Raw genomic sequence first — 24,750 nt, forward strand, 5'->3', positions numbered from 1 at the left:
TGGAGTATGCCTGATCGCGGGATCACCCAGGCAAGAATCCGGGTTTTTGGCCCCGTCCTAAACGGTGGCCCAGGATTTGAATCACCGCTCCTTAACAGAACGGAGTCGCATGAAAACGCTGGGCAAAAACAAAGGACTGTTGACGGTTGTCTGTGTTGGGCTTCTGGTTGGGGCGGCCGTCTCCGCCCAAGCCAGCGGGTTCCAATCCGGGGCAGAAGCCCCTTCCAGCACGATTGCGATCATCCCCTTGTTGGCGGCCGTGTCGTTTGCCGTCGCCCGTAAGCGGGCCTGAAACAGATTTCATCCCTCTCTCAACTCCCTCGGCAAAAAAAGGATTGCCCGGCCCCCGGTTCCCCGGTGGGCCGGCTTTCTGGCTTGTTAGGGGTGAAGAATCTGATCGTAGGCGGCTTCGACCCGAGCGACCATGTGGTCAACGGTGAAATTTTCGGTGTACCGTTGTTTGGCATTCTGCCCCAACCGGGTCGCCAAGGCTGGATCTTTGAAAAGGCTATTTATGGCCCGTGCAAAGTCGGCAGGGTCGGGGTTTTCGGGATTTTCCGAGTGGATGAGCAAGGCCGATTCGTTGTCTTCGAAGATCTCGGTCAGTCCCCCGTAGGCGTTCGCCACGATCGGTTTGCCCAAAGACATGGCTTCGGTGGCCGTGTAGCCAAAAGCCTCCCGCCAAACGCTAGGGATGCAGACGACATCCACCGATGCCATGGCATCGGCCACATCATCGATATGACCGTGGAAAGTGGTGCGGTCCGCAACGCCGACCGATTTTGCCAAGAGTTCCAGCTCGCCCCGGAACGGGCCTTGACCAAACAGGTGCAAATGTGTTCCCGGAAGATCCTTGAGAGCGCGGATCGCCACATCCTGCCCTTTGACCCAAACCAACCGGCCAAAAACGCCGATGCTCGGACCGGCCAACGCCAGGTTCCCGGTCGGCACCAGCGGCGGTGAGCCGTTGTAAGCCACATGGACTTTCCTGTCGGGTATGCCGTCTTGGACGAGATGCGATTTCACCGCCTGGGAAATGGCGACATAACCGTCGTAGAGCTTTTCATAAAGCCGTACCCGCGAGGGTTTGAACTGGGCCGTCACGTGGCGGGTCATGACACTCTTGACTCCCGCTGTCTTTGCCGCCCAGGCCGGTGCGATGTAATCGGGGGAAAAGTGGGTGACCAACAAATCTGGCTGTTTCGCGCGGATGGTGCGCAGGTAGGCCGCAAAGGCCAAAGGGTCATATTTGTGCCAGATCCGAACGGGAACCTGGCCGACCGTCAACCGTTTGGAGAGGGGCGAGCCTTTTGGAGCAGCAACTGTGACCCGGTGGCCCCGCCCCGCCATAGCCGTTGTTAAATAAACGACATACCGTTCAATACCCCCCCAATCCTTCGGCATAGAACTCCCGGCATGGAGTTGGGCTGGCATCGCCCTGATTTTACGCCAACCGGTCCCGCTCGGCCATCACGATCCGTTCGAGTTCGTCGGCGCTGTCGAGCATCTGCCGGACAAGCTCGAATTGCGTGCGACAACGGTCTAGGTTTTGGTTTTTGCGGTGGGTACGGAAATAGGTGTCCCCATTGAGGAAATCGGTGAGGAAACGGATCCCGACCGTCATCGTGATTACGGCGCCGGAATAGGGCATGGCATCCCATTCGGCGGGGTGGATTGAAGGGCCGGTGCTTTCTGCAAACCCTCGGATGATCGCCGCAAAGTGGTCTTTGTTGAAGATGACCTTGGAAAGGTCGGTTTCATCCTCGGCCGCCGCGTTGCAGGCCGTCCGGATCAAGTCGCCGATGTCGAACAAGATGGTGCCCGGCATGACCGTGTCCAAATCGATGACCGCTTTGCCGACTTTGCCATCGCCGCAAAAGAGGACGTTGTTGACTTTTGTGTCGTTATGGACGATTCGGACTGCTTCCGGGTAGTTTTCCACCACATGCATCAACCGGCTGCCGAGTTCCCGGTGCCGGTTGACAAAATCGATCTCGGCAGCCGCGGTTTCCAGCCGTCCTGCAACTGGGTTTGCCAGGGCGGAATCCAACTGGCGGAGCCGGAACTCCGTGTTGTGGAAGTCGGGGATCGTGATGTGGAACCCATCGGTCGGCAGGTCAGAAATCTCGTTCAAAAACGAGCCGAATGCCAGTGCAGCCTGGTAAGCGACTTCGGGATTAGGGACGATGTCGTAACTGGACGTGTCCTCGATATACCGGTAGCATCGCCAAAACTCGCCGTCTTCGTCTTTAAAGTAGTAGGAGCCGTCGGCATTTGCAACCAGTTCTAAGCAGTCAGCCGCCGTCCCCCTTTTGGCATGGATGTGGTCGAGCACCGCCTTGATGTTGTCCATCATCCGCGGCGGATCAGGGAAGACCGATTTGTTGATGTGTTGATAGATGTACCGCCCGATTTCGCCGTCCTTTTGGACGACAGACATGTAGGTCTGGTTGATGTGGCCACGCTCGATGGTCTCTTGACCGATCAGTTCGCTCCCCAAGACGAAGTGGGTGGTGATGGGACTCGCAAGGGCCATGGTTTTCCTTTCTATTGTGGCTCACTTACCACAGAGGATGCGGAATTTTGCCAGATCGACAAAATTCTGCCAGCCGCTGCTGGACCGACGGTAAGTCTTGCGCAAATGTCATGCCGAACCATTCGGAGGCGGACAACCGGGCGGGGACTTTCCATCCAGCCCGTGAGATGCGGTCGTTGAGAAAGTCGGGGATGGTGACTTCTTGGCCGGTCGGCGCTTGATCGACAAACTGGGCCAGGTCTTCGGCAACCGTAGACGAGAACGTGAAGAAGTTCATTGATACCGGGCAATCTAACCCCACTTGGACCGGCTGTCCGTTGCAAACCCCCTGGGCTCCGCCGGCATGTGCCTCAAGTCCGTGAGTTTCACGGATGGACGTGAGGAATCCGGATTCGATGGTGCAAACCGCGCGCGAAACCCCGCCATGAGGCGATAATGTTTGGCCCAGAAGATATGGGACGGCCGCAGCAACAGGGTCGCCGGTTATGAGCTCCTTGGCCACCCGAAATGTCTTCTCGCCATAGTAATCGTCCCCATTGATGATTGCAAACTGCCCTCTGGGACTTTGGCGGAGGGCGCAGAGCAAGGCGTCAGCCGTGCCCCTGGGTTTCCCCCCCAGAGTCTCCTGGATGGCTATGCGCACGGGTACCGGGAGTCCTTGTACCGAATTCTTCGCTTGCTCAACGATCTCTGACCGTGTGACCAGGGTCAGTGACTCAACGCCATGGTCGAGGCCGTGACGGAGAGAGAAGTGGAAGAGGCATTCGCCGCCCGGGCCGACGGGAAAGAACTGCTTAGGCCCTCCGAAACGTGTGCCGAGCCCCGCCGCTAAAACGATCAGGTTCACAGCAGTTCAACCTGCGGGCTCGGGCCGGACCAAGGTCGGGCCTTGGGGCACCGGCAGCTTGCCCGTCTCTTGGGTCATCCACCGCTTGGAAGATGGATCGACCAAAAAGGCCAGCCCAACGGCGATGCAATAGACATTGCCGACGATATTCGACAACTGAAGGGCGTGGTTGTCGTCGGTGAACGAGCGGACAAAGAACGACAAAGTCACCATCATGATGAACTTGCCGAGGAGCCGCAATTCTGGGTTCTTTGAAGTAAACAGTTTGTAGCCGCGGTAGCCGCTGACCAAGTAGAAAACGACGTAGATGAAGAGGCCGAGGATCCCGTATTGCATGAGGCTCGCCATCCAAAAACTGTCAACCGCCGGAGCCTGCTTTTGCCCGAACCCGATCAACTGCGACTTTGACCAGTATTCGATGGAGAACTCGATGTAATCCAAGCGACCGGCCAACGGGTCATCAGACTGGAAGGTGCGCTCCTCGATGTTCTTGATCGCCGGGAGGTTGCGGATCGCCCCCGCCAAAACAACGCTTCCGCCGGCAAGGGAAGCCAGCCACAACATGCCTTGAACTGCGAACTTTTTGGGGTCGTGGACGAGTTCAAGGAGGAAGAGAAACGCCAAGATCCCGAGTGTCGAGAAGAGGGAAGACCGCCCTTGCGTGACCAGGAGGGTGTAGAAACCAGTTCCGATCGCGAAGGCCTTGTACCACTTGTTCAAGTTCGGTTCGATGATCGCGGCCAATACGGTGATCGACCCATAAAGGGCCGCGGCGTTGGGGTGGAACCAGTCGGTGAAAAGGGCACGTCCGGGAGTCAGGATGGTCACCCCCCGCGCTGCATAAAGAACGTTGTTGATGACGCAGGTGAGCAACGCGCCAGTCAGCAATCCGCGGATGAGCACGCGGACCGGGCTCACATTCGACTCATAAAGACACCTGGGGATGATCATCAACACGACGATCAACTTGATGAGGATGACCCCGATGAACCCGAACAGGTAGATGAGGGCAACCGTCCGCGGTTGGCTCACCGCAAGCCCCGGCACCCCGATGAGCACAAGCCCAAGCGACAGGTAGTGGAACGCCTTCAACTTCGCCTTGGGCTTGACCTGCACTTCGGCATACATCGCCAGTACCCCGGTGAGGAGCCAAATCGCCAGGAAGACGAATTCGAAGTCGATGTTTTTGAGAACGGCCCCCATATAGGCAAGGGGCATCAGCACGAACAGGACGAAAAGGGCGAGCCGCACCGGCTTGTCGGCGTTCTTGACTTGTTTGAACCGTCCCGCAATATACGGGGCGGGGAGCAGGGAACGCTGAGCCATGGTGCTTATTCGGCAAGCGACATTATACCGCTGGGAGCCGAGCCGCATGCCCCCGTTCAAGTATCGGGACGGCCGCCGCGCGCAAGAGGGTTCCCCGGGGTCAGTTTGGGGATTCTGAACCCGGGGCCGGGGCCACAACCCCGACTGTCGTGTCATCGGTTAGATCGGGGTTGGCAAACTTGCCCAACGTCGTATCGAGTTCCTGGGTTTCAACCGGTTCGACGGCAATGTCCCCGGTGAGCGTCTCATGCCCTGGGCCGGGCACCGCAACCTCATCCATCTTGGGTTTTGAAGCGGAGCTTTGCGGAACTTGCGTGGCCTGGGCGCTGCGGCCATCTCCATTTGGTCCGCAACCGGCCATCGGGATCAGGGCCAACCCCGCGGCACCGGCCAGGGCGACCCGCTTGACCCAACCAGACTTGGTGCGGAAAGAGCCATCTTGTGCGCGGGTGATGCGGATGCACGCTTTCTGGCCCGGCTTGCACAAGATTGATGCCGCTTCTTCCGCGGTCATTTCGGAAATGTTGTGTACGGATTTTTGGCATTGGCCGCAGAACCGGCTTTGCTCGTCGCCGGTCATGGCGTCCCAATTGGCCGGGCAAGGCTTTTTGATTTCGATGTCCACAGAAAGTTGGTGTCTTCTTTGCCGCGCACGGTTCAAATTTGTTTGACTGCTTTCTTTTAAATGAGTTGCAATTGAAGATTGCAACCTCTATAGTGGGAACAGGACTGGACGGGTGTCCTTTCCTGAGGAAAGAAATGAGGGAATTCAAACGACGCGGCATTTCGTCCGCAATAGCCATTGTCTGCCTGGGCAGTTCTGCGTGGGGGGCAACCGGTGACCACTGGATTGTTTCTGGTTGGCCCCAAGTGGATGGGACATGGCTTTTTGATTACACTGAAGGGGCCGCCTCGGCAACCAATCCCCGAGTTCTGAACTTTTCCGGGAATACGGCCAGTATCATGGTTTCCGGACTCGACTTCGATAACCAAGGGCGGCTGTTTGCCATGGGGAGCTCGGGCTTTTACGAGGTTAACCCGGCCAATGGCGACCTCACCCTAAGAGGGGCGTTTGGTGTCGGCATCGAAGGATCAGCTGGATATGACCCGGTCAACAACCGGTTCCTGGTTTCCGACGCATTCACGGCGATCGAGGCGGTGGATCTTGTGAACTTCACCCACACCCCCATCGCATCCATCAGCGGGATCGATGATGTCTCGGGCATCGCCGTGGATGGTTCGGGCCGGATTTGGTTCTGCGCCGCCAACACAAACACCACCGGGATTTGCGACTTGTATGAATTGCAAGGCTCGACCCCAGTGAACTATGGATCGATGGGGGTTTCGGCTGCGGGGGCGGTCTGCGACCTTGATTTTGATTCGGCCGGGAACCTGACTCTGGTCTCTGGGAACAATCTTTACAAGGTTTCCACGACATTCGGTTCTCCCACAGCGACTTTGGTCAGCCCCTTCACAAACTCCCAGGCCATCTATAGCGGGATCGCCCTGGCCCCGGTTCCCGAACCAGGGATGATGCTCCTTGCCGCCGCACCATTGGGCTTGCTGGCAAGAAGGCGCAAAGCGCGGCATTCCTGACCGGGTACTTTGGCTGACCCTGGGGTGGCCACCGCCTTGACCGGTCCAACCACCCCGGGACGGCCATAATCAAACCAGGAACCTATGACCATCGCCGAACTACGGGAGATTTTGCCGGACCTGGACGTGATCTCCTTCCGCAATGTCGACGGGACGATCATTCCTGCGCATTTCCACCTCACCGAAGTTGGTTTGGTGACCAAACATTTCATCGACTGTGGCGGGGTGGAGCGCACTGAATCGGTTGCCAATTTCCAACTGTGGGTCGCCGACGATGACGAACACCGCCTGACACCAACCAAATTCCAGAAGATCTTAGGCCTCTCCCAAAAGGTCTTGGGCGAGAGCCAAAACCTCAGCATCGAGGTGGAATACCAACAGGAAACGATTGGGAAGTTCGGGTTGGGGTTCGAAGAAGGGGTCTTTGTCCTGATCCCCAAGCAAACGGCGTGCCTGGCCCCGGACCGGTGCGGGCTGACCCCCTTGCGGCTGGCAAACAGCGAATGCTGCACCCCCGGCAGCGGTTGTTGCTGAACTCAAGACACGAGATAGTTCTGGAGCCACTTACCGGACTTGAACCGGTGACCTGCTGTTTACGAAACAGCTGCTCTACCACTGAGCTAAAGTGGCCCGCTTGCGAGGGACGATTATGCCAGATTTTCGGCGGCGAGTGCTAAGCCCTGCAGGGCCGTCCGAAACCGTCCCGCCCACGGTTCAACCAGGCCCCGCTGACCGTATAATCTAGGTATGGCAGACACGTTCCCGATCCGGCGGGTAGACCACGTCCGGCATTACGTGAACAATGCGCGGCAGTCCGCATTCTTCTATCAGCACACATTCGGTTTCAGCATCACGGGGTACCGGGGGTTGGAGACCGGGAGCAAGGATCAAGTCGATTACCTGCTGGAACAGGCCAACATCCGGCTGGTTTTCAGCGCCCCCATGCGGCCGGGGCACCCCATGGCCGAGAAAATCGCCTTCCACGGGGACTTCGTCCAAGACATCGCCTTTGAAGTGGATGATGTCGATTGGGCTTACAAAGCGGCTATCGACCGGGGAGCCCAAAGTGCCATGGAACCGACTTGGCTCGAAGACGACAACGGCAGAGTCCGCCAAGCTGCCATCCACACCTACGGCGATACGGTCCACAGCCTGGTTAACCGCGACGGTTACAAGGGCGATTTTCTGCCAGGCTTTGCCGAACGAAACGAACCCGGTGACCCCATCGGCCTAATCGACGTCGACCACTGCGTCGGCAATGTCGAACTCGGGAAAATGAACACCTGGGTCAAGTGGTACGAAGACGTTCTCGGTTTTGCCAACCTCATCAGCTTCGATGACAACGACATCTCCACTGAATACACGTCGTTGATGTCTAAAGTCATGGCTAGCGGCAACGGTCGGGTCAAGTTCCCGATCAACGAACCTGCCCCGGGCAAAAAAAAGAGCCAGATCGACGAGTATCTGGAGTTCTTCGGCGGGCCGGGCGTTCAACATGTCGCGCTGCTCACAGACGACATCGTGCATACCGTCAGTCGGCTTCGCGCTCGGGGTGTGCCGTTCCTCAGCGTGCCGCGGTCGTATTATGATGTCCTAGAAGATCGGGTTGGCCAGATCGACGAAGACATCGATGTGCTCGCCGACCTCGGCATCTTGGTCGACCGGGATGACGAGGGTTACTTGCTGCAAATTTTTACAAAGCCGATCACCGACCGCCCGACTTTGTTCTACGAAATCATCCACCGCAAAGGGGCCAAAAGCTTCGGCAAAGGCAACTTCAAAGCGTTGTTTGAGTCCATCGAACGCGAACAGGCCCTCCGCGGAACCCTCTAGTCTGCCGGTGCCCCTCCTTGGTGGGCCAAGGAGGGGCGGTCTGCGGCGGCCATAATCGCTCTGATGCCCCTCTCCCCGCTTGCCAAAGATGCTTTTGACACCATCGAGAGCCTGCTTGCAGCGACCGGGGCCGAGAGTGCCAAATGCGAACGCCGGGCCAGTTCCATGGAAGTCACCTACCCGGGCGGGCTGGATGTGCGGGTGTTTGACGAAGGGGACGAACTCATGGTGAGTTGCGAACGGTGGCACACCCACTGCGATGAACCCGAAGAGGCGGCTTGGTGTGTCCGCTGGTTGCTGACCCCGTTCAGCCGCATCGTGCACGAACTCAAAGGCGGCATCCTGGCGGCCGTGTGGGTTGAACGCTATGGTGCAGAGGGGTGGGAGGCGTTCGAGCCGGTCTACTTCCTCAACCCTGAGTATCCGCCCGATTGGGAACTCGAACCTGGCCAGCGGTGGTTCCGGCGGGAACATTGCCAAGCGGTGGTGCCGTTTGCAGTAGATTTGGGGGCGGCTTTGCCGGGAGCCGAGTTGCAGGATGGAGTGCCGACGGGTTGGCATGCCGAGCCCACAACCGTCGAAACACCCGGAAGCCAGGGGCTTTTGCTGTTCGACGCCGACTGAATCAGGGGGCCAAGCGCAAGATCACGCACGAATACGGCCCAAGGGCGAAAGTTCCCCGATAGCCGAGGCCATGCATTGGGATCGCCTGAGCATCCACCGGAGCAGTGAAGGTGTTGAGGTAATCGCTGCCGTAGCCGCTCCAGTCGCTGTTGAAGACTGGCTCCCACCGGCCCGCGCGGGGAAGCCCAACCGTGTAGGCAGGGAACTGGGTGTTGCTGAAATTCACCAAAACCACCACGTCGTCGCCTGGCCCCCCTTGATCCCAGCGGTGATAGGCGACGACCTTTGCTCCGTCGTTCACGTGGTAAAGGTTCAGGTTCGGCCCGCAGAGCCCCCGCGTCGTACCCGCGTTGTTTTGGCGCAGGGCGATAAGGTCTTTGTACAGCTGGCGAACCCCAGCAAAGGTCGTCATTTTCGACCAATCTAGCGGATCGGTATCTTGGAAATAGCCGTCTTCCAAAAACTCTTGGCCCTGGAAGAGCATAGGAATCCCGGGCACGGTCATCATCACGGCGGCCCCCAGGGTCGAGCGTTTGCGCGCCCAGTACGAGCCCGGGTTGCCAGGATCGATTTCTTGCGGGACGCGCGACCGGCCATTGGCAACTTCGTCGTGGGATTCGGTATAGACAACCCGCTGGAGCCAGTTGCCGTTATAGCCGTCGGTGATTGAACTCGTTAGGTCGTTGATGTTTCGGCCGTTGTCGTTGACGGCGGTCATTACCCGGCGCATCGGGTGGACAAAATTTGGAGTCCACTGGCTGTCGAAGCCGGCCCCCCCAGCCCCTGTAGCTTTGGTGATCCACGAATTGCCTTGCAAATCCTCGGCGATGTTGATCTTCCACGGTTGGCGAGAGTCGACCTCGTCATTGATCCATTGCATCAGGCTCCATCCATCGGGGTTGTCGCCCCAATCGGTAGTCCGCATGGTCAGGGTGCTGTCCCAACGGAACCCATCGGCCCGGAATTGTTCCAACCACATCAAGGCATTGTCACGGATGTATTGGCGCACAAACCCCCGCCCAAAATCTGGACGTGGCCCCCACGGAGTATTAGCCCGGGCATCGTTGTAAAAAAACAATCCGCCATAGTTGCCGACCGACCAGCCGTCGTATCGCCAGAGGTCGAGATCATTGGGCCCGTAGTGGTTGTGGACGACGTCCAGCAAAACCGCGATCCCCCGGGCATGAGCGGCGTCGATGAAGGCCTTGAGGCCCTCGGGGCCGCCATAGGCACTTTCAACCGCAAAGGGGTTGCTGCCGTTGTATCCCCAACTGAAATCACCTGGGAATTCATTGACTGGTAGGAGCTCAACCGCATTGACCCCTAGGTCGCGGAGTTCGTCCAGCCTTTGGATGGCCGTATAGAACGTGCCAGGGCCCCCGCCAGGCAAATCGTTGAACGTGCCGATGTGCATTTCATAGATCACGAGCTTGTTCCAATCGGGCATCGTGAACTGGCTTTGCCAGGCAAAGGCGTTTTGATCGTAGATGACGCTGTTCCCGACGGAACTCGTGAGTTTTGGGCCGTAGGGGTCGGTGCGCCAGAGGGTTTGCGCCCCATTGCGAATCACATATTTGTACTGCTGCCCGTTTGTTGCTCCACGGTAAAAGATGCTGTGGTATCCGGCGCTTTCTTCGGGCATTTGGGCAGAAGTGCCATCCCAGCCATTGAACTGGCCGGCGATCGCCACCGAATCGGCAAAGGGCGCATAAGTCCGGAAACTCGTACCCACCGGGGTGACGACGTTCCCCATGCCGGGAACATGGCTCGGAACGGTTTTGCGCCGGATGGTGAAGGAGACAACCTGTTTGTTGAACGTGTAGAACGAAATGTAGATCCGGCCGTTTTGGAGGGGGGGCTGGGTTGTGTTGGACCGGATGAACGGCGTGGCTTGATTGCTGCCATCCACTTGGCGAAACGTGTCGTACTGCGTAAAGGTCGGCTCAGAACCCATTCGGGTGTACAGGCCGCAGACGTTGCGGTTCGAGCCAAATTCAATGGAGACCTCCCCGTGGTAACCCTGCAGATCCAGGGCAAAGGTTTTCCAACCGGCAACGAACACCGATTGAGCCCAGGGGCCGTTGCCGGTGAGCAAGGTCGCATTTTGTGCGCTGGCAGCGATAGCCGCTGCGGCAAGGAGTGCCGACAACCCGGCGCGGAAGCGAACCATTTTGACCATTGAATTAGAGAATACGTATTCTCCGCATCCAATATATCACATGGCACGCCTTGGCGCAAATTGAATTTCTCAATGGATACCGGTCAGTGGTTGCGCTTGGGCATCAACGTGGGGATCACCCAGTCCGTAGCCACCACATGGTCCACGGCTGATTGCGGGTCGAGGAGGAACTGCGATGGGTCGATGCGGGCATTAGTCGGAGCGGAGTAGGAAGGCTCGGATCCCACGGCATCGGTGCCGGCATAGAAGGCTAGGCGGATTTGGGTCTGCAAGGTGCCAGAAACAATTTTGGGATGGAACTCAAAGTTCTGTCCTTCTGGCAGGTTCACCCGGTGGTACGAATTGCCGCACGTGATCCACAGGTGGTATTGGATGGGCTGCCACTTCTTGCCGTTTTTTGCTTCCAGCCACATGAGGAGGTTGCCATCGGCGGCCCGAATCCACAAGTTGGGATTGTCTCGGTTGGCGAGAGTCACGGTTGTCACCCCATCGACCTGAGCGACTGTTGCGGTCGTATTGGGGGTCTTGGCGGTGTTCGGTTGCGGAAGGTTGACTGATTCGGCAAATCCACCGGGCGAGACTTGGTCGCGGATCGGCGACTTCGCCGGGTAGCTCGCACGCGATATATAGGTGGGGGCCGGGGCAAGCAGTGGGATGAAGGCCAAAACCATGATGGTCAGACGTTTGGCTGCTCCTTCAGTTTTTCTCTGGCCTGATGGCAAACCGGTCTTGAAATACTTGGAGCTTCCGCAATTTCTCCATATCCGGGTCGTCCATTGCGAAATCGCGGACTGGGAACCCCTTGAGGTCGGCATTTTCCAGAGCTTTCATCGCCTGTTCAAATTCGCCCTGGCGGGCAAAAGTGCAGGCGATGTTGTAGTAGCTGATTGGAATCCTGTAACCCAGGGAAATGGCCCGGTAAAAAGAATCTCGGCCATAGACGTATTCGCCTTGGTAGTGCTGGGCCAGCCCCAAATAAAACCAAGCTTCGCCGTCGTCCGGGTTTTTGGCCAGAATCTCTCGGTTCGACTTTTCGCAACTCGCCCAATCTTCATCGGCAAAAGCAAGGTGCCCGGTGACCTTGGTGGCCATTTGGTCGTTCTTCTTGACTTGTTGATTGGTGGAAAAGGCAACACACACCCCGGCAAACAGGATGGAAGCCAATGCCACGAACCAGCCGACCTTGAGCACCATAGTCAATCTCCTTCTACCCCAGTTGGACGGGGGACAGTTCCCGATTGCGTCCCGGAAGATGGTGGATCGTCTGGTGCGCAGTCCTTGAGCCGGTCGGCCAACCGGCATATTTGAGGGATCTCCCGCTGGTAGACTTAGCCCTGCACGTCTCAACGGAGCGGCGGGCAACCCACCAAACCAGAGGTTGATATTCGTGGCGAAGGCCAAATTGGAAAAAACTGAAAGCCCGGCGAAGCTCGAAGAGTATTACCGCCAGATGCTCCTGATCCGCCGGTTCGAAGAGAAGTGCAACGTGGCGTACCGGCTCGGAAAAATCGGCGGTTACATGCACACCTATGTCGGGATGGAGGCCACCGCAGTGGGAATCCACCATGCCATCAGACCCGGCTATGACACCATGATCACGGCCTACCGTGACCACCCGCAGCCTCTGCTTTTGGGCAGCGACCCGGTCAAGGTCATGAGCGAAATCATGGGCCGCTCCGGGGGTCTGAGTCGCGGCAAAGGGGGGTCGATGCACATCTACGACATCGAACGGAACTTTTACGGCGGATGGGGAATCGTCGGCGGACACATCCCCCTTGGCGGCGGATTGGCGTTTGCTGCCAAATACCGCGGAGAAGACCGGGTCACGATCTGCTTGTTGGGCGATGGCGCGGCCAACCAGGGCGTGGTGTTTGAAACGATGAACATGGCCGGGCTGTGGGATCTGCCGATTATCTTCTGCATTGAAAACAACGAATTCGCCATGGGCACGCGGCTTGAATACCACGCAGCCGATACCCAACTTTACAAGCGCGGCGAACCGTTCGGCATCAAGAGCGAACGGATTGACGGAATGGATGTCCTGACGTTCCAAAGAGATATGCAAAGGATTGTCGATTGGGTCCGGAAGGAGCAAAAGCCGGCCTGGGTCGAAATCATGAACTACCGGTTCCTCGGCCACGGGGCTGCCGACAACGACCGGCAACTCTATCGGACCAAGGAAGAAGAGGAGGAAGCCTTCAAACGCGACCCCATCCTCAAGCTCGAAGCCGTGTTGCTTGAGCGAAACATCATGAACCGAGAGAAAATGGAAGCCATCGACGAAGAAATCACGGATTACGTCGATTCGATCTACGAGCAAGCCGATGCCTCCCCGTTCCCGGATGCTTCGGAAGTCTACGACAACGTTTACACTGACATGGAACCGGAGAAGGGGCACTAAGATGGCGGCGACCGAAGTCAAAGTTGCGACGATGTCCTATCGAGACGCGATCAGCAAAGTGCTTGCCGAGGAAATCGAGCGGGACGAAGACGTCTTTTTGATCGGTGAAGACATCGGGCGGTACCAAGGAACTTTCCGGGTCACGCAGGGCATGTGGGAAAAATATGGCTCAAAGCGCGTGTTGGATACCCCCATTACTGAATGCGGCTTTACCGGGATCGCCATCGGGGCGGCCATGGCCGGCCTCCGGCCCGTGGTTGAGATGATGACAATGTCGTTCTCCATCCTCGCCATGGATCAGATCATCAACCACGCCGCAAAAATCCATTACATGACGGGTGGACAAGCCAAATGCCCGCTCGTCATCCGGGGGCCGGGTGGGGCCGCCAAACAGCTTTCGGCGCAACACACGCACTGTGTGGAAGGGTGGTATGCCCATGCCCCAGGGCTCAAGGTGGTGGCTCCGGCCACCGCCGTCGATGCCTATGGGATGCTCCGAACCGCCATCCGCGATGACAACCCGGTTATTTTCACCGAGAACCCGGGCCTCTACGGAATCCAGGGCGAAGTCCCTGAAGACCCTGAGTTCATGATTCCGTTTGGCAAAGCGAACATCCTTAAAGAAGGCACGGACGTCAGCCTCATCGGCTACTCCCGCATGACCCAGGTCAACCTGGCCGCCGCGGAAGAGTTGGCCAAGGATGGCATCAATGCCGAAGTCGTCGATGTCAGGTCGCTCAGCCCGCTCGATATGACCACGATCAACGCCAGCGTCGCCAAAACGCACCGCGCCGTTGTGGTCTACGAAGACTGGAAGTTCGGCGGGTTCGGAGGGGAAATCGCCTCACGGATCATGGAAGACAGCTTCGATGATTTGGATGCCCCGGTCGTCCGGGTTGGCGGGCTGAACGTGCCCACACCCTATGCGCGGAATCTGGAACTCGAATGCATTCCTGATACGGCCGACGTCGTCGCCGCCGTCCGGAAAATCAACTGATCCACGTGGTAGGAATACTGGGTTTTTCCGGTATTCCTACCGCATTGCAACATCGTTTCCGCAACAGTTCCAATATTTTGGGATACTCTCGTTAGCGTTGCCTCCGGATTGCGGGGGCGCCATCTTAGGAGAGCCTGCTTCAGCTTTGCCGCGCAGGTATCCGAATCAGGAAAGTCTGCATGAAAACCCACATCTCGCTCGTCGCGTTGGCGGCGGTCGCCTTGCCGGCGGCTTCGCAAGCCCTAAGCTTCAATTTCACGACTTCCGGCACCGTTCCGCAAAACGTGCAGGATGCCTTTGCCCAAGCCGGTCAACGGTGGTCGTCTCGGTTCAGCGACAACTTCACGGTCAATGTCACGATCGGTTGGGCCGCCCTCGGTGCCGGGATTCTCGGCCAAGCCGGTTCTTCGACCACGACGATGAGCTATTCGTCGTTCACCACAGCCTTGAATGCCGATAAGACTTCGGGCTTGGACAACACCGCCGTCGCCAACCTCCCCGGCAACCTGACGTTCTTGACCAACAGCACGTCTTCCAACGGTGGGGCGATCTACCTTGACAACAACGGGAGCGCCAACAACCTCAACGTCCGTATGAACACGGCCAACGCCAAGGCGCTTGGTTTCAGCACATCCGGTTCGGATGCTTCGATCACTTTCAGCAGCAACTTCAGCTGGGACTTCGACCCGAGCAATGGCATCACGGCCGGCCAATATGACCTCGTTGGCGTGGCAACCCACGAAATCGGCCACGCACTGGGCTTTACCAGCGGGGTGGATTCCCTGGCTGGGACATCCGGCCAAAGCGAAGACAACTTCCGGCTGCGGCCAACCGACATCTTCCGGTTCTCCAACCGGGCCGGCTTCGGGATCCAGCGCGACTTCGTCACCGACCAAGCCAACAAGTATTTCTCGGTCGATGGCGGGGTGACGGTCGGGCCGCTCTTCTCGAACGGTGGCGGGGCCGGCAATGACTACCAAGCCAGCCACTGGAAAGACAACCTGGGAATCGGGATCATGGATCCGACTGCAGCCCCGGGCGAGCTCATGGCCATTTCACAGAATGACATCGATATGTTCGATGCCATCGGCTACGATGTTGTGCCGGAGCCGTTCACTATGGTCGGACTCGGGCTTGCTGCCCTGGCTGTTGCCCGCCGCAAGCGCAACAGCTAATCCACCCCTTGCACACTTCCGGGCCGCCCTGTCAGACAGGGCGGCCCGATTGGTTTGCATAGTTCCGCTTGACCATGGCCGTGAGCGCCGTCATCCCCATGGATAGATAAAATGGGCGGAGGGCGGCATCACACGTCAAATCGACCATATAGTAGTCGTTGAGCTTGAGCAACAGAAGGCGGACAAGCTCTTTCCCGATCCCCTGTTGCCGGTAACCCGGCAATACCTCTAATAGTGGAATGCTGGCGCACAAAACACCATCGGTGAGGGCGGTCACAAAGCCGACGACCTGATCGCCATCCTTTGCGACCACGACCTCGCTTGAACCCTTGAGGATCCGCAGGTGGGTCTCGGGGCTCGGCGGCTCGGGCCAACCTTCGAAGAATCCGTCCAGGTGTTCGGGCCGGATGCCGTCGAGTTTGTCCGTGTATGTGACCATTGGTTGCATTGTGAACGGACCTGGACTTTCCCGGGACACTTCAATTTTCAAGACAAAATGAAATTTGATGAAGATCCGCCTCGGCCACTCGCCCGACTCCGATGATGCTTTTATGTTTTGGGGGCTTGCTTGCGGGCAAGTGCAGAGCGATTTTGAATTCGAACACATCCTCCGTGACATTCAAACCCTAAACGACTGGGCCAGGGAAGGGAAGCTCGAGAGCAGCGCCGTCAGCGTGCACGCTTTTGCCTATGTAGCGGACAAATACGCCCTCCTCCGGCATGGAGGTTCGTTTGGCGACGGTTATGGGCCCATGCTGGTCTCACAAAACCACATCCCGCTCGACGAGCTGAAGGGCAAGACCATTGCCGTGCCTGGCGTGTTGACCTCCGCATTTCTCCAGCTGAACCTATGGTTCGAAGAGCAATTCGGTGCTGGCGTCAAACCGGTCTACGAAGTTGTGCCGTTTGACGAAATCATCCCCGCCATCCAATCCGGCCGGTACGAGGTTGGACTAATCATTCACGAAGGGCAACTGACCTATGAAAAAGATGGGCTCGTCGAACTGGCGAACATGGGCAAATGGTGGGGGGGCAAGACAGGGCTGCCGTTGCCACTGGGTGTCAACGTCGTCCGAAAAGACCTTGGCGAAGAAGCCTGCATCGAAGTGAGCCGGTGCATGCGCGAATCGATTGAAGCCAGCCTGGGCAACCGCGAAAAGGCTTTGGAATACGCTTTGCAGTTTGCCCGAGGGATGGATCACGACACGAGCGATGAATTCGTCGGCATGTATGTTAACGAACGCACCCGCGACATGGGAGAAGAGGGCGTTCGGGCGATCCGCTTGCTGTTGAGCGAGGGTGCCCGGATTGGACTCGTCCCGGCAGTGGAAGTCGCGGTGATCGACTAAATTTCACAGCAACCAGGGAACAGGTCGCGCGTCAAAACCCGTAGGGGATTCCACAAGGGTCATGACTACCGTTTTGTTCGCATTGGCTGCCTTCCGACCGGACGGGCTTGATACGAAGATCGACCGGCTTTCTGTGGTGGCAAGGCCGCTTTCCGAAGTGGCAAGCCAACTATCGGCGGCAAGTGGCGAGCTGATTCTAGTCAGCGGGGCACTTGCCAATGAGCCGATCTTTATCTCGCTCAACGGCCGTTCTGTCCAGGAGGCGATGGATCAGATCGCCAAGGCGACCTATGGCGAATGGTCGCACAAAAACGATGCTTGGACCCTTACTCAAGGCAACGGCGCTGCCGAGGCTTCCTCAAAGCAAAGGTTGAAACGGTTGGCTAGTTTGAAGGCCGGCATCGACAAAAAGCGGGCTGAGCTCCAGTCTGCGGACTGGGGCCCGGATTCTGCGAAGCGGGTTGTCGGTGAAATTGATGCGGCGCGAGCGCGGTTCAAAGACAGCTTCCAAGTGCGAGAGGGTGAGAGGCCCTACGTGACAATTGGCGGGGCCGCAATCCATGGCCCGGTGCAAATCGTCCTGGCCGAAGCCCTTACGGCTGTGACACCGGAACTCTTGGATAGCATCCCCGACGGGCGGAGGTTTGTTTGGAGCACTCAGCCCAACCGGTTGCAAAAACCCTTGAATGCGAACCTCGGCAATGCCATTTCTCAGTTTGCGCAGGCGACGGCAGGCATCTTCGACGAAGCGGCCAAGTCGGGGAAGCAAGATTATGGGGCCGATTGGAACGGATCCTTGGCCTATCCCAAACAGCGGGTGGTCTCCGTATCCAAAGTCAACCTTGCCATTCAAAACGTCCACGGAACCTATTCGGCAAAGGTTCAACTGGTTGGAGCCAATGGCGAAGATCTTGGGTCTGAGTCCGCGACCTTCACAGTCGCCGCAGAGGAACCCGGAAGGGAAGAACCGCAGGAATCCAAACCGATCCCTCTGAACCCAGCAAGTCGAGAATTCGTCGCGTTTCAAGGCACGTCTTCCGGTCCGCAGAACTCCATGTCGTGGGCTATGCATTCCGGGGGCGGGTTAGTCCGGCTCGATTCAGGCCAAGTCCCGACGGCGATCCGGCCGAGTGCGGCCCTCAAGCCCTTTTTGGAACAACCCGCCCAAAATGATTTCCTCGGGCTCGCCATCCCAGAGATTTTGGCGGCCGAATTAGATGTGAAGGACTATGTGGCTATCTTGCCGGATGAGGCGTGGTCAAAGATCATCGCGGAATCGACGGATGGCAAGATCGACCAGGCTGCGGTCGAAAAGGCCCTTGGTAGCGAAGTCGAACGGATTGATGGCGGGGATATCGGCATCTGGCGTCCGCTAGACCCCTTGTCCGCCCAGTCCAAGAGAGTGAGCCGAGCCCAAATGCAAATGTTGACCGGCCGTGTCCGGGCGGCTGGTTTTGGGCATATCAAGGATTTGGCAGGGTACGTCGCCAATCGTGGCTTGACCGTGGGGCCGCTCGATCCCGACGCCACCCTTTTCCGGGTCTCCATGCCCTACGAATACCGAACCCTCACCTCGGGAACGGCCTTTGACGCTGATTTGTCGGTGATTTTGGCAGGGGGGCCAGACTACGCCAAGGGCGAATTCCCGGCCGAGTCGCCTTGGCTCTACTCCAAAATGTCGGTCCCGCAACGAGCGGCGTTTGAGCGCCTGGTGCTCACAAGGCCCGACCCGTTTGCCTCCATGGGTGCCGGATCGATTTCGATCGGTGTTTCGACATCGCCACCGGGCCCAGACTTGGCGGCAGACAACGAACCAACAGAGCGGTTCCAAAATGGGTTTCCTGCCGATGCCGGCATCAATTTCAAGGTCTTCATTGCCAATGGTGTTCTGGCCCGGATGAAAGGTGACCCTATGGGCCGACTCATGTCGGGTGAGCAGCTCGGCGCTCTCACTGGATTCATCGAGGGTTCAGGGGGGGCGAACGGAGATCTCAGGATCACAGAATTCGAAGAGTATTTGCTTGCCAACGTCCGGAACTTCGAAGGCGAAGTTTCAGGTGGGTTCGGGTTCGATATGACCGACGGTGCGGTCATCCCTGGCGCAAGGGCGATGCCCTATAGCCAACTGCCAGCCGATCTGCTAAAGCAAGGGGAAGCCATGCGAGAATCAGTCCGGGAGGCCATGAAAAACATCGGGCCGATGCGCCGGGGGGGCGACCCGCCCCCATCGCGATGACCAAAAACTATCCGGTGCGCCGGTAATCCAATTGCCAATCGGTCTTCCAACCCGCGGCATCCTTGTGCTCCCAAATCCACACAAACGACTGCGCCGTGATCTTGGTAAAGCGCATCCGTTGCTCCTTCTTCGGGTGAGTTTGGGTGAGAATGACTTCGCTACCAACCTTTCCACCTTCAAACGTGAGATAGGCCCCCGAGTCGTCAACCCAAGTTTGATGCCATTTCGATTCCTTTGGGTCGAAGACACTCCAGCTTTCGCCGTTGAACCCACCGGTATGGAAATCCTCATGGACGACCTTCCCCCCTTTGATTTTGGAGACTGTGTTGTGGGCGGCGTCCTTGGCGAGTTGCATTTTTCCATCCTTGTCCGGTTGGTGCGAATCGGCAACCCAGCTCCCGATCCAAAAGTCCATCGATTTGGCGTCGGTATCGGGTGTTTGCCAAGTCAGGGCAACTGCAAGTGAAATAGTGATTGGAGCCACGTCCTCCGGTACCGCCGGGGATCCAAGGCTAGTTCCCACCCGTTTGCGCTGGCGGATTTGGGCTTTTGATCTTTCCCTCGTCTGAGGGTTGCGCGACTGGATCGTTGCCAGACGGATTGGATTCCGGAGTGTCACCTGGAAAGGCGGTGGTTTGGATGGTGTCACCCGAGGGCTGGTCTGTGCCCGCATGGAGCCAACCTTGGCTGCTGGCTTCTTTGGTGATCACCGAACGGACATAGAGGTGCACTTTTTCCCCGACAGCACTTGAAAGGCCCTGTTCGACATCGGCGACCTCTTCAGGCGAGAACGAGACCGGCGTCCGGACAACCGCAAAGGCCGAATACCCGTCATTTCCCTGTTTGACGTTGAGGTCGGCAAGTGCCGAGCCAGGTCGTTTAACTTGAACCAGGACGGCCAAGGTCTGGCGGATTTTGGTGTTCCTTTCGTCCTTTTGCAATGTGCCCTGGAAGGTGACCGTCAAAAATCCACCGATCAATACGACCAGGACAAGTGAAAGCCAGTTTCTCCGGAGAAGCCCGACATACCCTTTCTCCGCAGCCCGGATCGGAGAATGGACACCGAATATCCAGAACACCGCGCTGGCCGCCGCTTGGATGGTCACCAAGTTGGTCACAAAAAGGAGGAGAGCCCCGAGGCCCAACTGGATGTTTTCCCACCCTCCACGGGCGATCAGCAATCCGGCGGTCGTGAGCGGCGGCACCAAGGCCGTTGCAATGGCGACCCCGACAACACCAGAACGAAGTTTTGGTGACACGACGGCATAGGCACCAGCCGCCCCGCCCGCCAAGGCGATGACAAGGTCGAAGATGTTGGGGATCGTCCGGGCGAGCATCTCGCTACCGGCCGGGATGTTTGCATGCATTTTGCCGATGAACAGCGATACGGTGAACACGGCCCCCGCGCCAACTGCCTCGGCGAACCCCGCACGTTTGAGAAGGGACAGGTTGCTGTCGTTCAAGGCCAGGGCCAACCCATTGATCGGCCCCAGGAGAGTGGCGATGATCATGGCCCCGATGACGACTGCCGTGGAGTTTTGGAGCAACCCGTATCCGGCCACGACCGTCGCCAGAAGGTTCATGGCAAGGTATTCCGGCGAGAAGTTGGCAGAGTCAGAAACAAGTTTCCGGATTTCGGACTTCCGTTCTGCGCTTGCCGCCATGGATGGCCATAACGGCCAACTTGGTGATTGGCCTTCATTCGATTCCTGATCCGTGGTCACTGCCCTTACCTTACTTGACAACCCCGTTTGGCAAGAATGTGAGTGGGTACCGCCCCTGATTAGGTAAAAGTTGAAGCATGAACCGCCTCCTGACGAGGTTCGTCCCCGAATTGGCCATTCTGTTGGCCGTTTCCCTGGCAGTGCCGTGTGCGGCCCAGCCATACCGGGTTGAAGATCCACGTCTCGCGCAACTCCAATGGCGATCGATCGGGCCATGGCGTGGTGGACGGTCATCGGCAGTGACCGGAGTCAACGACAACCCGAAGACGTTTTTCATGGGCACGACCGGTGGCGGGATCTGGCGAACCACCGATGAAGGCGAGACCTGGATCCCGGTTTCCGATGGCTTTTTGAAGACGCAAACCGTGGGATCGCTTGCCGCAGCCCCAAGCAACGGCAAAGTCATTTTTGCCGGGATGGGCGAAGCAGCAATCCGGGGGAATATCACGCCGGGAGATGGGGTTTACAAGTCGGTGGACGGGGGTGAAACTTGGAAGCACATGGGTTTGGCCGAAACGCAGACCATCGGCCGCATCCGCGTCCACCCAACTAATCCCGATATCGTTTGGGCTGCGGCTTTAGGTCCGGTTTTTGGGCCGAGCAAAGACCGGGGGGTTTACAAAAGCACCGATGGGGGCAAGACCTGGCGCAAGACGTTGTTTGTCAGTGATGTCGCCGGAGCCGTGGAGATCGCTTTGGATCCCAAGAACCCGGATACTCTGTTTGCCGCAACTTGGGAGTGCTGGCGGCGTCCCTGGGAACTTGTATCCGGCGGGCCCGGCAGCAAACTCTTTAAAAGCACCGATGGAGGGGAACACTGGACCGATGTGAGCCGGTCCAAGGGTTTGCCGGGAGGCGTGTGGGGGCGAATCGGCATAGCGATCAGCCCTGTCGACTCCAACCGCATCTACATGATGCTCGAAGCGGCTGAAGGCGGGATGTATCGCAGCGATGATGCCGGCAAAACCTGGGAACGAACAAGCGACGATGCCGGCCCGCGTCAGCGGCCCTGGTATTTCAGCAACACCTATGCCGATCCCCAAGATAAAGACACGGTCTATGTGATGAACGTGCAGTACTACAAGTCGACGGACGGGGGCAAGACGTTCCGGCCAGGGGTTGCGGGGCACAGCGACCACCACGATATGTGGATTGACCCGAGCGACAACAAACGGCTGATCATGGCCAACGACGGCGGAGCGGCTGTCAGTACCAATGGCGGGAGCCGGTGGAGCGCAGAGGACTACCCGACCGGTCAGTTCTATCATGTCTCGACTGACACCGCCTTCCCGTACAATATCTTGGGCGCCCAACAAGACAACTCAACAGTGCGGATTGCCAGCCGGACGAACGGTAACGGTATCGGCACCGCAGATTGGACGTCGACTGCCGGTGGGGAAAGCGGTTATGTGGTTGCCGACCCCCTCAATCCGGACATCGTCTATGGCGGAAACTACGGCGGGGATCTCTCGTGGATTAACCACCGAACCCGCATGAGCCGCCAGATCGACCCGTGGCCGGATAATCCGATCGGACGGGGCGCCATTGAAGCCGTCCACCGTTTCCAATGGACTTTCCCAATCGTTTTTTCACCGAACGATCCCAATGTGATGTACACAGGTTCGCAGTACGTCCTCCGGAGCCGGGATCGGGGTGCGAGTTGGGAGACGATCTCGCCCGATCTCACAACGAACGACCCAAAGAAGCAACAATCCAGCGGGGGGCCAATCAGCAAGGATAACACCGCCGTGGAAGTCCACTGCACGGTCTTCACCATCGCAGAATCCCCGGTTGAAGCCGGTGTGATTTGGGCAGGCAGCGACGATGGCCTGATCCACGTCACCCGGGACAATGGAACCACCTGGACAAACGTCACTCCCCCGGACATGCCAAAAGGGGCGACCGTCAGCATGATCGACGCCTCGGCATTAGAAATGGGGAGGGCGTTCGCGGCGGTCAACAACTACCGGCAAAATGACTTCCGCCCTTATGTGTTTGTCACTGAGGATTACGGAAAGAGTTGGAAAAGTGTTGTTGACGGGATCCCCGGCGACATCTTTGTCCGGATCGTGCGGGAAGATCCCCTCATCGAGGGCACATGGTATGCCGCAACCGAAGAAGGTGTCTACATGCGTTCTCGGGGTCATGCCTGGGTCAAACTCGGCGGTTTGCCCGATGCCCCCGTCCACGACATTGCCCTGCCTGGCCGCGAGATGGTGATTGCCACGCATGGCCGCGGCTTTTATGTGCTGGACAACCGGTACATCTTCGATTCAATCCTTGCCCCCGAAGTCCGGCTGAGCGTCATGTCGGCGATCGGCGACCCGTCGCGGTTTGGGCCGGTCGGGGTCGGGGAAGTGGGCAAGAATCCATCGGGTTACGGCTTGCGTGTCGACATTTGGGCCAAGCAAAAGGAAACCAATGCCGTTATCACCCTTAAAGACAAAGACGGATTTGCGGTGGCCCGGCAGAAAGTATCCGAACTCGCCCCGGGATACAACCAGGTTTACCTTTCGCCAAGCTATCCGGGCATGCAGTCGTTCACCGGGCTGCTCATGTGGTCGGGATACACCGGCTCACTGAAGGCTCCGCCGGGGCTCTACACTGTGGAATTGGCCGTCGATGGGTTGGAGCAGACGGTCACCAGCCCCGCCCGATGGATGAACACGCCCGGCAGCACCGCTACCGATGCGGAAATGGTGGCCAAGTATGAGTTATCCCGCCAAGTTGCCGATATGGCCACGGAATGCAACCGGATGGTTCTCCAATGCCGGGGTTACCGGACGGCAATCCAGGAATCGGTGAAAGGCGACCCCAAACTTGAAAAGCTGGCATCAGTTCCGCTCCAGGTTTTGGATGCGGTTGAAGCAAGCCTCAACCAGGGCAAGGCGCGTGCCGGACAAGACTTCCTCAATTTCCCCCCGCAACTCATCAACCGGTTGGCCGCGCTTTTAGGAACCATTCAAAGCGGCGACTATGGCCCGACAAAGCAATCCTATGCCGTCTTTGAACGCTTGGGCTGGCTTTACAAAGCGGAAAGGGATCGGTTTGACGACTTTGTCGGGAAATCTGTCCCGATTCTGAATGCGGCCCTCAAAGCGTCCGGCCGTGCTGAGCTCGCACCGAAGTTCGACGAGCTCCGGCCGGCGCGCGGCGGCGCCGGATCCGGCCCTCAAGACGAGAACCAGGAATCGGCCCCGGGCCAGGGGGATGGGGACGGGCTTTGATCATCGCCCCGGGTTCGACCCTGCTTTTTGCCGGCGATAGCATTACGGATTGTGGCCGGGCAAGGCCAATTGGGGAATCGGCTTTCGGGGGGTTGGGAACAGGCTATGTCTCCCTGGTTGACGCCTATTTAAAGGTGAAATGGGGCCAGTCGCGAATCCGGGTGCAGAACATGGGCGTCGGGGGCAACACTGTGCGCGACTTATCGGCCCGGTGGGACGACGACGTGTTGGATTTGGAACCCGACTGGGTGTGCGTCATGATTGGAATCAACGACGTTTGGCGGCAATTCGACCGGTTTTTGGAGGTGGAAACCCATGTGCGGCTCCCCGAATACCGCTCCACACTGAATAGTTTGGTCGGTATGGCAAAAGACAAGTGCCAAGGCGTCGTGGTCATGAGCCCGTTTTTCGCCGAACCAAACACGGATGAACCCATGAGGGCCCTGATGGATGAATATGGCGCCAGCGCCATGGAGATAGCCAACCTAAACGACGCGATATTCGTCGATATCCAAGGTGAATTGGATGCGTTGATGGTTCATGTTCCGCCCATGGCGTTAGCTTGGGATCGGATCCACCTTTCCACTGCGGGCCACATGATGATTGCCACCGCGTTTCTGGAAGCTGTCCGGGCGCTCTCTGCCTAGCACAAGAAAAGTCCCCCGGCTAGTAGGCCGAGGGACTCCTGTGTGAGAGAGGG

The 24,750-nt window shown here is 58.1% G+C and carries 23 protein-coding genes and 1 tRNA gene; 12 read left to right on the forward strand and 12 right to left on the reverse strand.

Annotation, left to right across the window (positions count from 1 at the left end):
- The first annotated feature begins 109 nt into the window (after positions 1-109).
- Positions 110-292, forward strand: a complete 183-nt coding sequence (locus JNM28_06940) for a hypothetical protein (protein MBL8068168.1) — start codon at positions 110-112, stop codon at positions 290-292.
- An 86-nt stretch (positions 293-378) separates the two neighbouring features.
- Here JNM28_06940 and JNM28_06945 read toward each other — a convergent pair whose 3' ends face one another.
- From JNM28_06945 to JNM28_06965, 5 genes are all read right to left on the reverse strand, one after another.
- Complete coding sequence (locus tag JNM28_06945) at positions 379-1,434, reverse strand: glycosyltransferase family 4 protein (GenBank protein ID MBL8068169.1); 1,056 nt, start codon at positions 1,432-1,434, stop codon at positions 379-381.
- A 10-nt stretch (positions 1,435-1,444) separates the two neighbouring features.
- Positions 1,445-2,536 carry an aminoglycoside phosphotransferase family protein gene (locus tag JNM28_06950; GenBank protein ID MBL8068170.1) on the reverse strand — a complete coding sequence of 364 codons (1,092 nt, stop codon included), beginning with the start codon at positions 2,534-2,536 and terminating at the stop codon, positions 1,445-1,447.
- 25 nt (positions 2,537-2,561) lie between these two features.
- Positions 2,562-3,383, reverse strand: a complete 822-nt coding sequence (locus tag JNM28_06955; GenBank protein ID MBL8068171.1) for an NTP transferase domain-containing protein — start codon at positions 3,381-3,383, stop codon at positions 2,562-2,564.
- Positions 3,384-3,389: 6 nt separating this feature from the next.
- Positions 3,390-4,709: a hypothetical protein gene (locus JNM28_06960; protein ID MBL8068172.1), complete on the reverse strand. Its 1,320-nt coding sequence runs from the start codon at positions 4,707-4,709 to the stop codon at positions 3,390-3,392.
- A gap of 100 nt (positions 4,710-4,809) precedes the next feature.
- Positions 4,810-5,334: a hypothetical protein gene (locus tag JNM28_06965; protein MBL8068173.1), complete on the reverse strand. Its 525-nt coding sequence runs from the start codon at positions 5,332-5,334 to the stop codon at positions 4,810-4,812.
- A 134-nt stretch (positions 5,335-5,468) separates the two neighbouring features.
- Here JNM28_06965 and JNM28_06970 point away from each other — a divergent pair, with 134 nt between their 5' ends.
- Both JNM28_06970 and JNM28_06975 read left to right on the forward strand, forming a co-directional pair.
- Positions 5,469-6,305 carry a hypothetical protein gene (locus JNM28_06970; protein MBL8068174.1) on the forward strand — a complete coding sequence of 279 codons (837 nt, stop codon included), beginning with the start codon at positions 5,469-5,471 and terminating at the stop codon, positions 6,303-6,305.
- A gap of 84 nt (positions 6,306-6,389) precedes the next feature.
- On the forward strand, positions 6,390-6,839 hold the full coding sequence (locus tag JNM28_06975) for a hypothetical protein (GenBank protein MBL8068175.1): 450 nt from the start codon (positions 6,390-6,392) through the stop codon (positions 6,837-6,839).
- Positions 6,840-6,860: 21 nt separating this feature from the next.
- Here JNM28_06975 and JNM28_06980 read toward each other — a convergent pair.
- A tRNA-Thr gene (locus tag JNM28_06980) sits at positions 6,861-6,935 on the reverse strand.
- 117 nt (positions 6,936-7,052) lie between these two features.
- On the opposite strand from JNM28_06980, the gene hppD reads away from it, so the two are divergent.
- A complete protein-coding gene (gene hppD / locus JNM28_06985; GenBank protein MBL8068176.1) occupies positions 7,053-8,138 on the forward strand; it encodes a 4-hydroxyphenylpyruvate dioxygenase in 1,086 nt (361 codons plus the stop codon).
- A 63-nt stretch (positions 8,139-8,201) separates the two neighbouring features.
- Positions 8,202-8,762 carry a hypothetical protein gene (locus JNM28_06990; protein ID MBL8068177.1) on the forward strand — a complete coding sequence of 187 codons (561 nt, stop codon included), beginning with the start codon at positions 8,202-8,204 and terminating at the stop codon, positions 8,760-8,762.
- A gap of 1 nt (position 8,763) precedes the next feature.
- Here JNM28_06990 and JNM28_06995 read toward each other — a convergent pair whose 3' ends face one another.
- The 3 genes from JNM28_06995 to JNM28_07005 form a co-directional block, all read right to left on the reverse strand.
- Positions 8,764-10,515: an alpha amylase C-terminal domain-containing protein gene (locus JNM28_06995; protein ID MBL8068178.1), complete on the reverse strand. Its 1,752-nt coding sequence runs from the start codon at positions 10,513-10,515 to the stop codon at positions 8,764-8,766.
- Between the two features lie 509 nt (positions 10,516-11,024).
- Entirely contained in the window at positions 11,025-11,612 is a 588-nt protein-coding gene (locus JNM28_07000) for a hypothetical protein (protein MBL8068179.1), read from the reverse strand.
- A gap of 25 nt (positions 11,613-11,637) precedes the next feature.
- Complete coding sequence (locus tag JNM28_07005) at positions 11,638-12,135, reverse strand: hypothetical protein (GenBank protein MBL8068180.1); 498 nt, start codon at positions 12,133-12,135, stop codon at positions 11,638-11,640.
- A gap of 193 nt (positions 12,136-12,328) precedes the next feature.
- Between JNM28_07005 and pdhA the strand changes: the two genes are divergently transcribed.
- The 3 genes from pdhA (at position 12,329) to JNM28_07020 (ending at position 15,514) form a co-directional block, all read left to right on the forward strand.
- Positions 12,329-13,342, forward strand: a complete 1,014-nt coding sequence (gene pdhA, locus JNM28_07010) for a pyruvate dehydrogenase (acetyl-transferring) E1 component subunit alpha (GenBank protein MBL8068181.1) — start codon at positions 12,329-12,331, stop codon at positions 13,340-13,342.
- Position 13,343: 1 nt separating this feature from the next.
- Positions 13,344-14,339: a pyruvate dehydrogenase complex E1 component subunit beta gene (locus tag JNM28_07015; protein ID MBL8068182.1), complete on the forward strand. Its 996-nt coding sequence runs from the start codon at positions 13,344-13,346 to the stop codon at positions 14,337-14,339.
- Between the two features lie 179 nt (positions 14,340-14,518).
- On the forward strand, positions 14,519-15,514 hold the full coding sequence (locus JNM28_07020; protein ID MBL8068183.1) for an NF038122 family metalloprotease: 996 nt from the start codon (positions 14,519-14,521) through the stop codon (positions 15,512-15,514).
- A gap of 31 nt (positions 15,515-15,545) precedes the next feature.
- Here the strand turns inward: JNM28_07020 and JNM28_07025 are convergent, their stop codons facing one another.
- Entirely contained in the window at positions 15,546-15,953 is a 408-nt protein-coding gene (locus JNM28_07025; protein MBL8068184.1) for a GNAT family N-acetyltransferase, read from the reverse strand.
- Between the two features lie 67 nt (positions 15,954-16,020).
- Between JNM28_07025 and JNM28_07030 the strand changes: the two genes are divergently transcribed.
- On the forward strand, positions 16,021-16,863 hold the full coding sequence (locus JNM28_07030) for an ABC transporter substrate-binding protein (protein ID MBL8068185.1): 843 nt from the start codon (positions 16,021-16,023) through the stop codon (positions 16,861-16,863).
- A gap of 61 nt (positions 16,864-16,924) precedes the next feature.
- Positions 16,925-19,099, forward strand: a complete 2,175-nt coding sequence (locus JNM28_07035; GenBank protein ID MBL8068186.1) for a hypothetical protein — start codon at positions 16,925-16,927, stop codon at positions 19,097-19,099.
- 7 nt (positions 19,100-19,106) lie between these two features.
- Here JNM28_07035 and JNM28_07040 read toward each other — a convergent pair whose 3' ends face one another.
- Both JNM28_07040 and JNM28_07045 read right to left on the reverse strand, forming a co-directional pair.
- The gene (locus tag JNM28_07040; GenBank protein ID MBL8068187.1) at positions 19,107-19,583 is read right to left on the reverse strand and encodes a hypothetical protein; all 477 of its coding nucleotides are present in this window, start codon (positions 19,581-19,583) and stop codon (positions 19,107-19,109) included.
- 28 nt (positions 19,584-19,611) lie between these two features.
- Positions 19,612-20,763, reverse strand: coding sequence for a DUF389 domain-containing protein (locus JNM28_07045; GenBank protein ID MBL8068188.1), 1,152 nt, complete (start codon positions 20,761-20,763; stop codon positions 19,612-19,614).
- A 137-nt stretch (positions 20,764-20,900) separates the two neighbouring features.
- Between JNM28_07045 and JNM28_07050 the strand changes: the two genes are divergently transcribed.
- Positions 20,901-24,050, forward strand: coding sequence for a glycosyl hydrolase (locus tag JNM28_07050; protein ID MBL8068189.1), 3,150 nt, complete (start codon positions 20,901-20,903; stop codon positions 24,048-24,050).
- Positions 24,047-24,697, forward strand: a complete 651-nt coding sequence (locus JNM28_07055) for an SGNH/GDSL hydrolase family protein (GenBank protein ID MBL8068190.1) — start codon at positions 24,047-24,049, stop codon at positions 24,695-24,697. Before JNM28_07050 ends, JNM28_07055 begins: the two co-directional genes overlap by 4 nt.
- Positions 24,698-24,750 lie beyond the last annotated feature (53 nt).

Source organism: Armatimonadota bacterium (assembly GCA_016789105.1).
Taxonomy (GTDB): Bacteria; Armatimonadota; Fimbriimonadia; order Fimbriimonadales; family Fimbriimonadaceae; genus UphvI-Ar2.

Bases quoted from the DNA above. Each gene is read 5' to 3' on its own strand.
- JNM28_07030 (MBL8068185.1), top strand. From the start codon at position 16,021: ATGAAGATCCGCCTCGGCCACTCGCCCGACTCCGATGATGCTTTTATG.
- JNM28_07015 (MBL8068182.1), top strand. From the start codon at position 13,344: ATGGCGGCGACCGAAGTCAAAGTTGCGACGATGTCCTATCGAGACGCG.
- JNM28_06970 (MBL8068174.1), top strand. From the start codon at position 5,469: ATGAGGGAATTCAAACGACGCGGCATTTCGTCCGCAATAGCCATTGTC.
- JNM28_07045 (MBL8068188.1), bottom strand. From the start codon at position 20,763: ATGGCGGCAAGCGCAGAACGGAAGTCCGAAATCCGGAAACTTGTTTCT.
- JNM28_07035 (MBL8068186.1), top strand. From the start codon at position 16,925: ATGACTACCGTTTTGTTCGCATTGGCTGCCTTCCGACCGGACGGGCTT.
- JNM28_06940 (MBL8068168.1), top strand. From the start codon at position 110: ATGAAAACGCTGGGCAAAAACAAAGGACTGTTGACGGTTGTCTGTGTT.
- JNM28_07025 (MBL8068184.1), bottom strand. From the start codon at position 15,953: ATGGTCACATACACGGACAAACTCGACGGCATCCGGCCCGAACACCTG.
- JNM28_06975 (MBL8068175.1), top strand. From the start codon at position 6,390: ATGACCATCGCCGAACTACGGGAGATTTTGCCGGACCTGGACGTGATC.
- JNM28_07005 (MBL8068180.1), bottom strand. From the start codon at position 12,135: ATGGTGCTCAAGGTCGGCTGGTTCGTGGCATTGGCTTCCATCCTGTTT.
- JNM28_06990 (MBL8068177.1), top strand. From the start codon at position 8,202: ATGCCCCTCTCCCCGCTTGCCAAAGATGCTTTTGACACCATCGAGAGC.
- JNM28_06995 (MBL8068178.1), bottom strand. From the start codon at position 10,515: ATGGGGAACGTCGTCACCCCGGTGGGTACGAGTTTCCGGACTTATGCG.
- JNM28_07050 (MBL8068189.1), top strand. From the start codon at position 20,901: ATGAACCGCCTCCTGACGAGGTTCGTCCCCGAATTGGCCATTCTGTTG.
- JNM28_06950 (MBL8068170.1), bottom strand. From the start codon at position 2,536: ATGGCCCTTGCGAGTCCCATCACCACCCACTTCGTCTTGGGGAGCGAA.
- JNM28_07000 (MBL8068179.1), bottom strand. From the start codon at position 11,612: ATGGTTTTGGCCTTCATCCCACTGCTTGCCCCGGCCCCCACCTATATA.
- JNM28_07020 (MBL8068183.1), top strand. From the start codon at position 14,519: ATGAAAACCCACATCTCGCTCGTCGCGTTGGCGGCGGTCGCCTTGCCG.
- JNM28_06960 (MBL8068172.1), bottom strand. From the start codon at position 4,709: ATGGCTCAGCGTTCCCTGCTCCCCGCCCCGTATATTGCGGGACGGTTC.
- JNM28_06945 (MBL8068169.1), bottom strand. From the start codon at position 1,434: ATGCCAGCCCAACTCCATGCCGGGAGTTCTATGCCGAAGGATTGGGGG.
- hppD (MBL8068176.1), top strand. From the start codon at position 7,053: ATGGCAGACACGTTCCCGATCCGGCGGGTAGACCACGTCCGGCATTAC.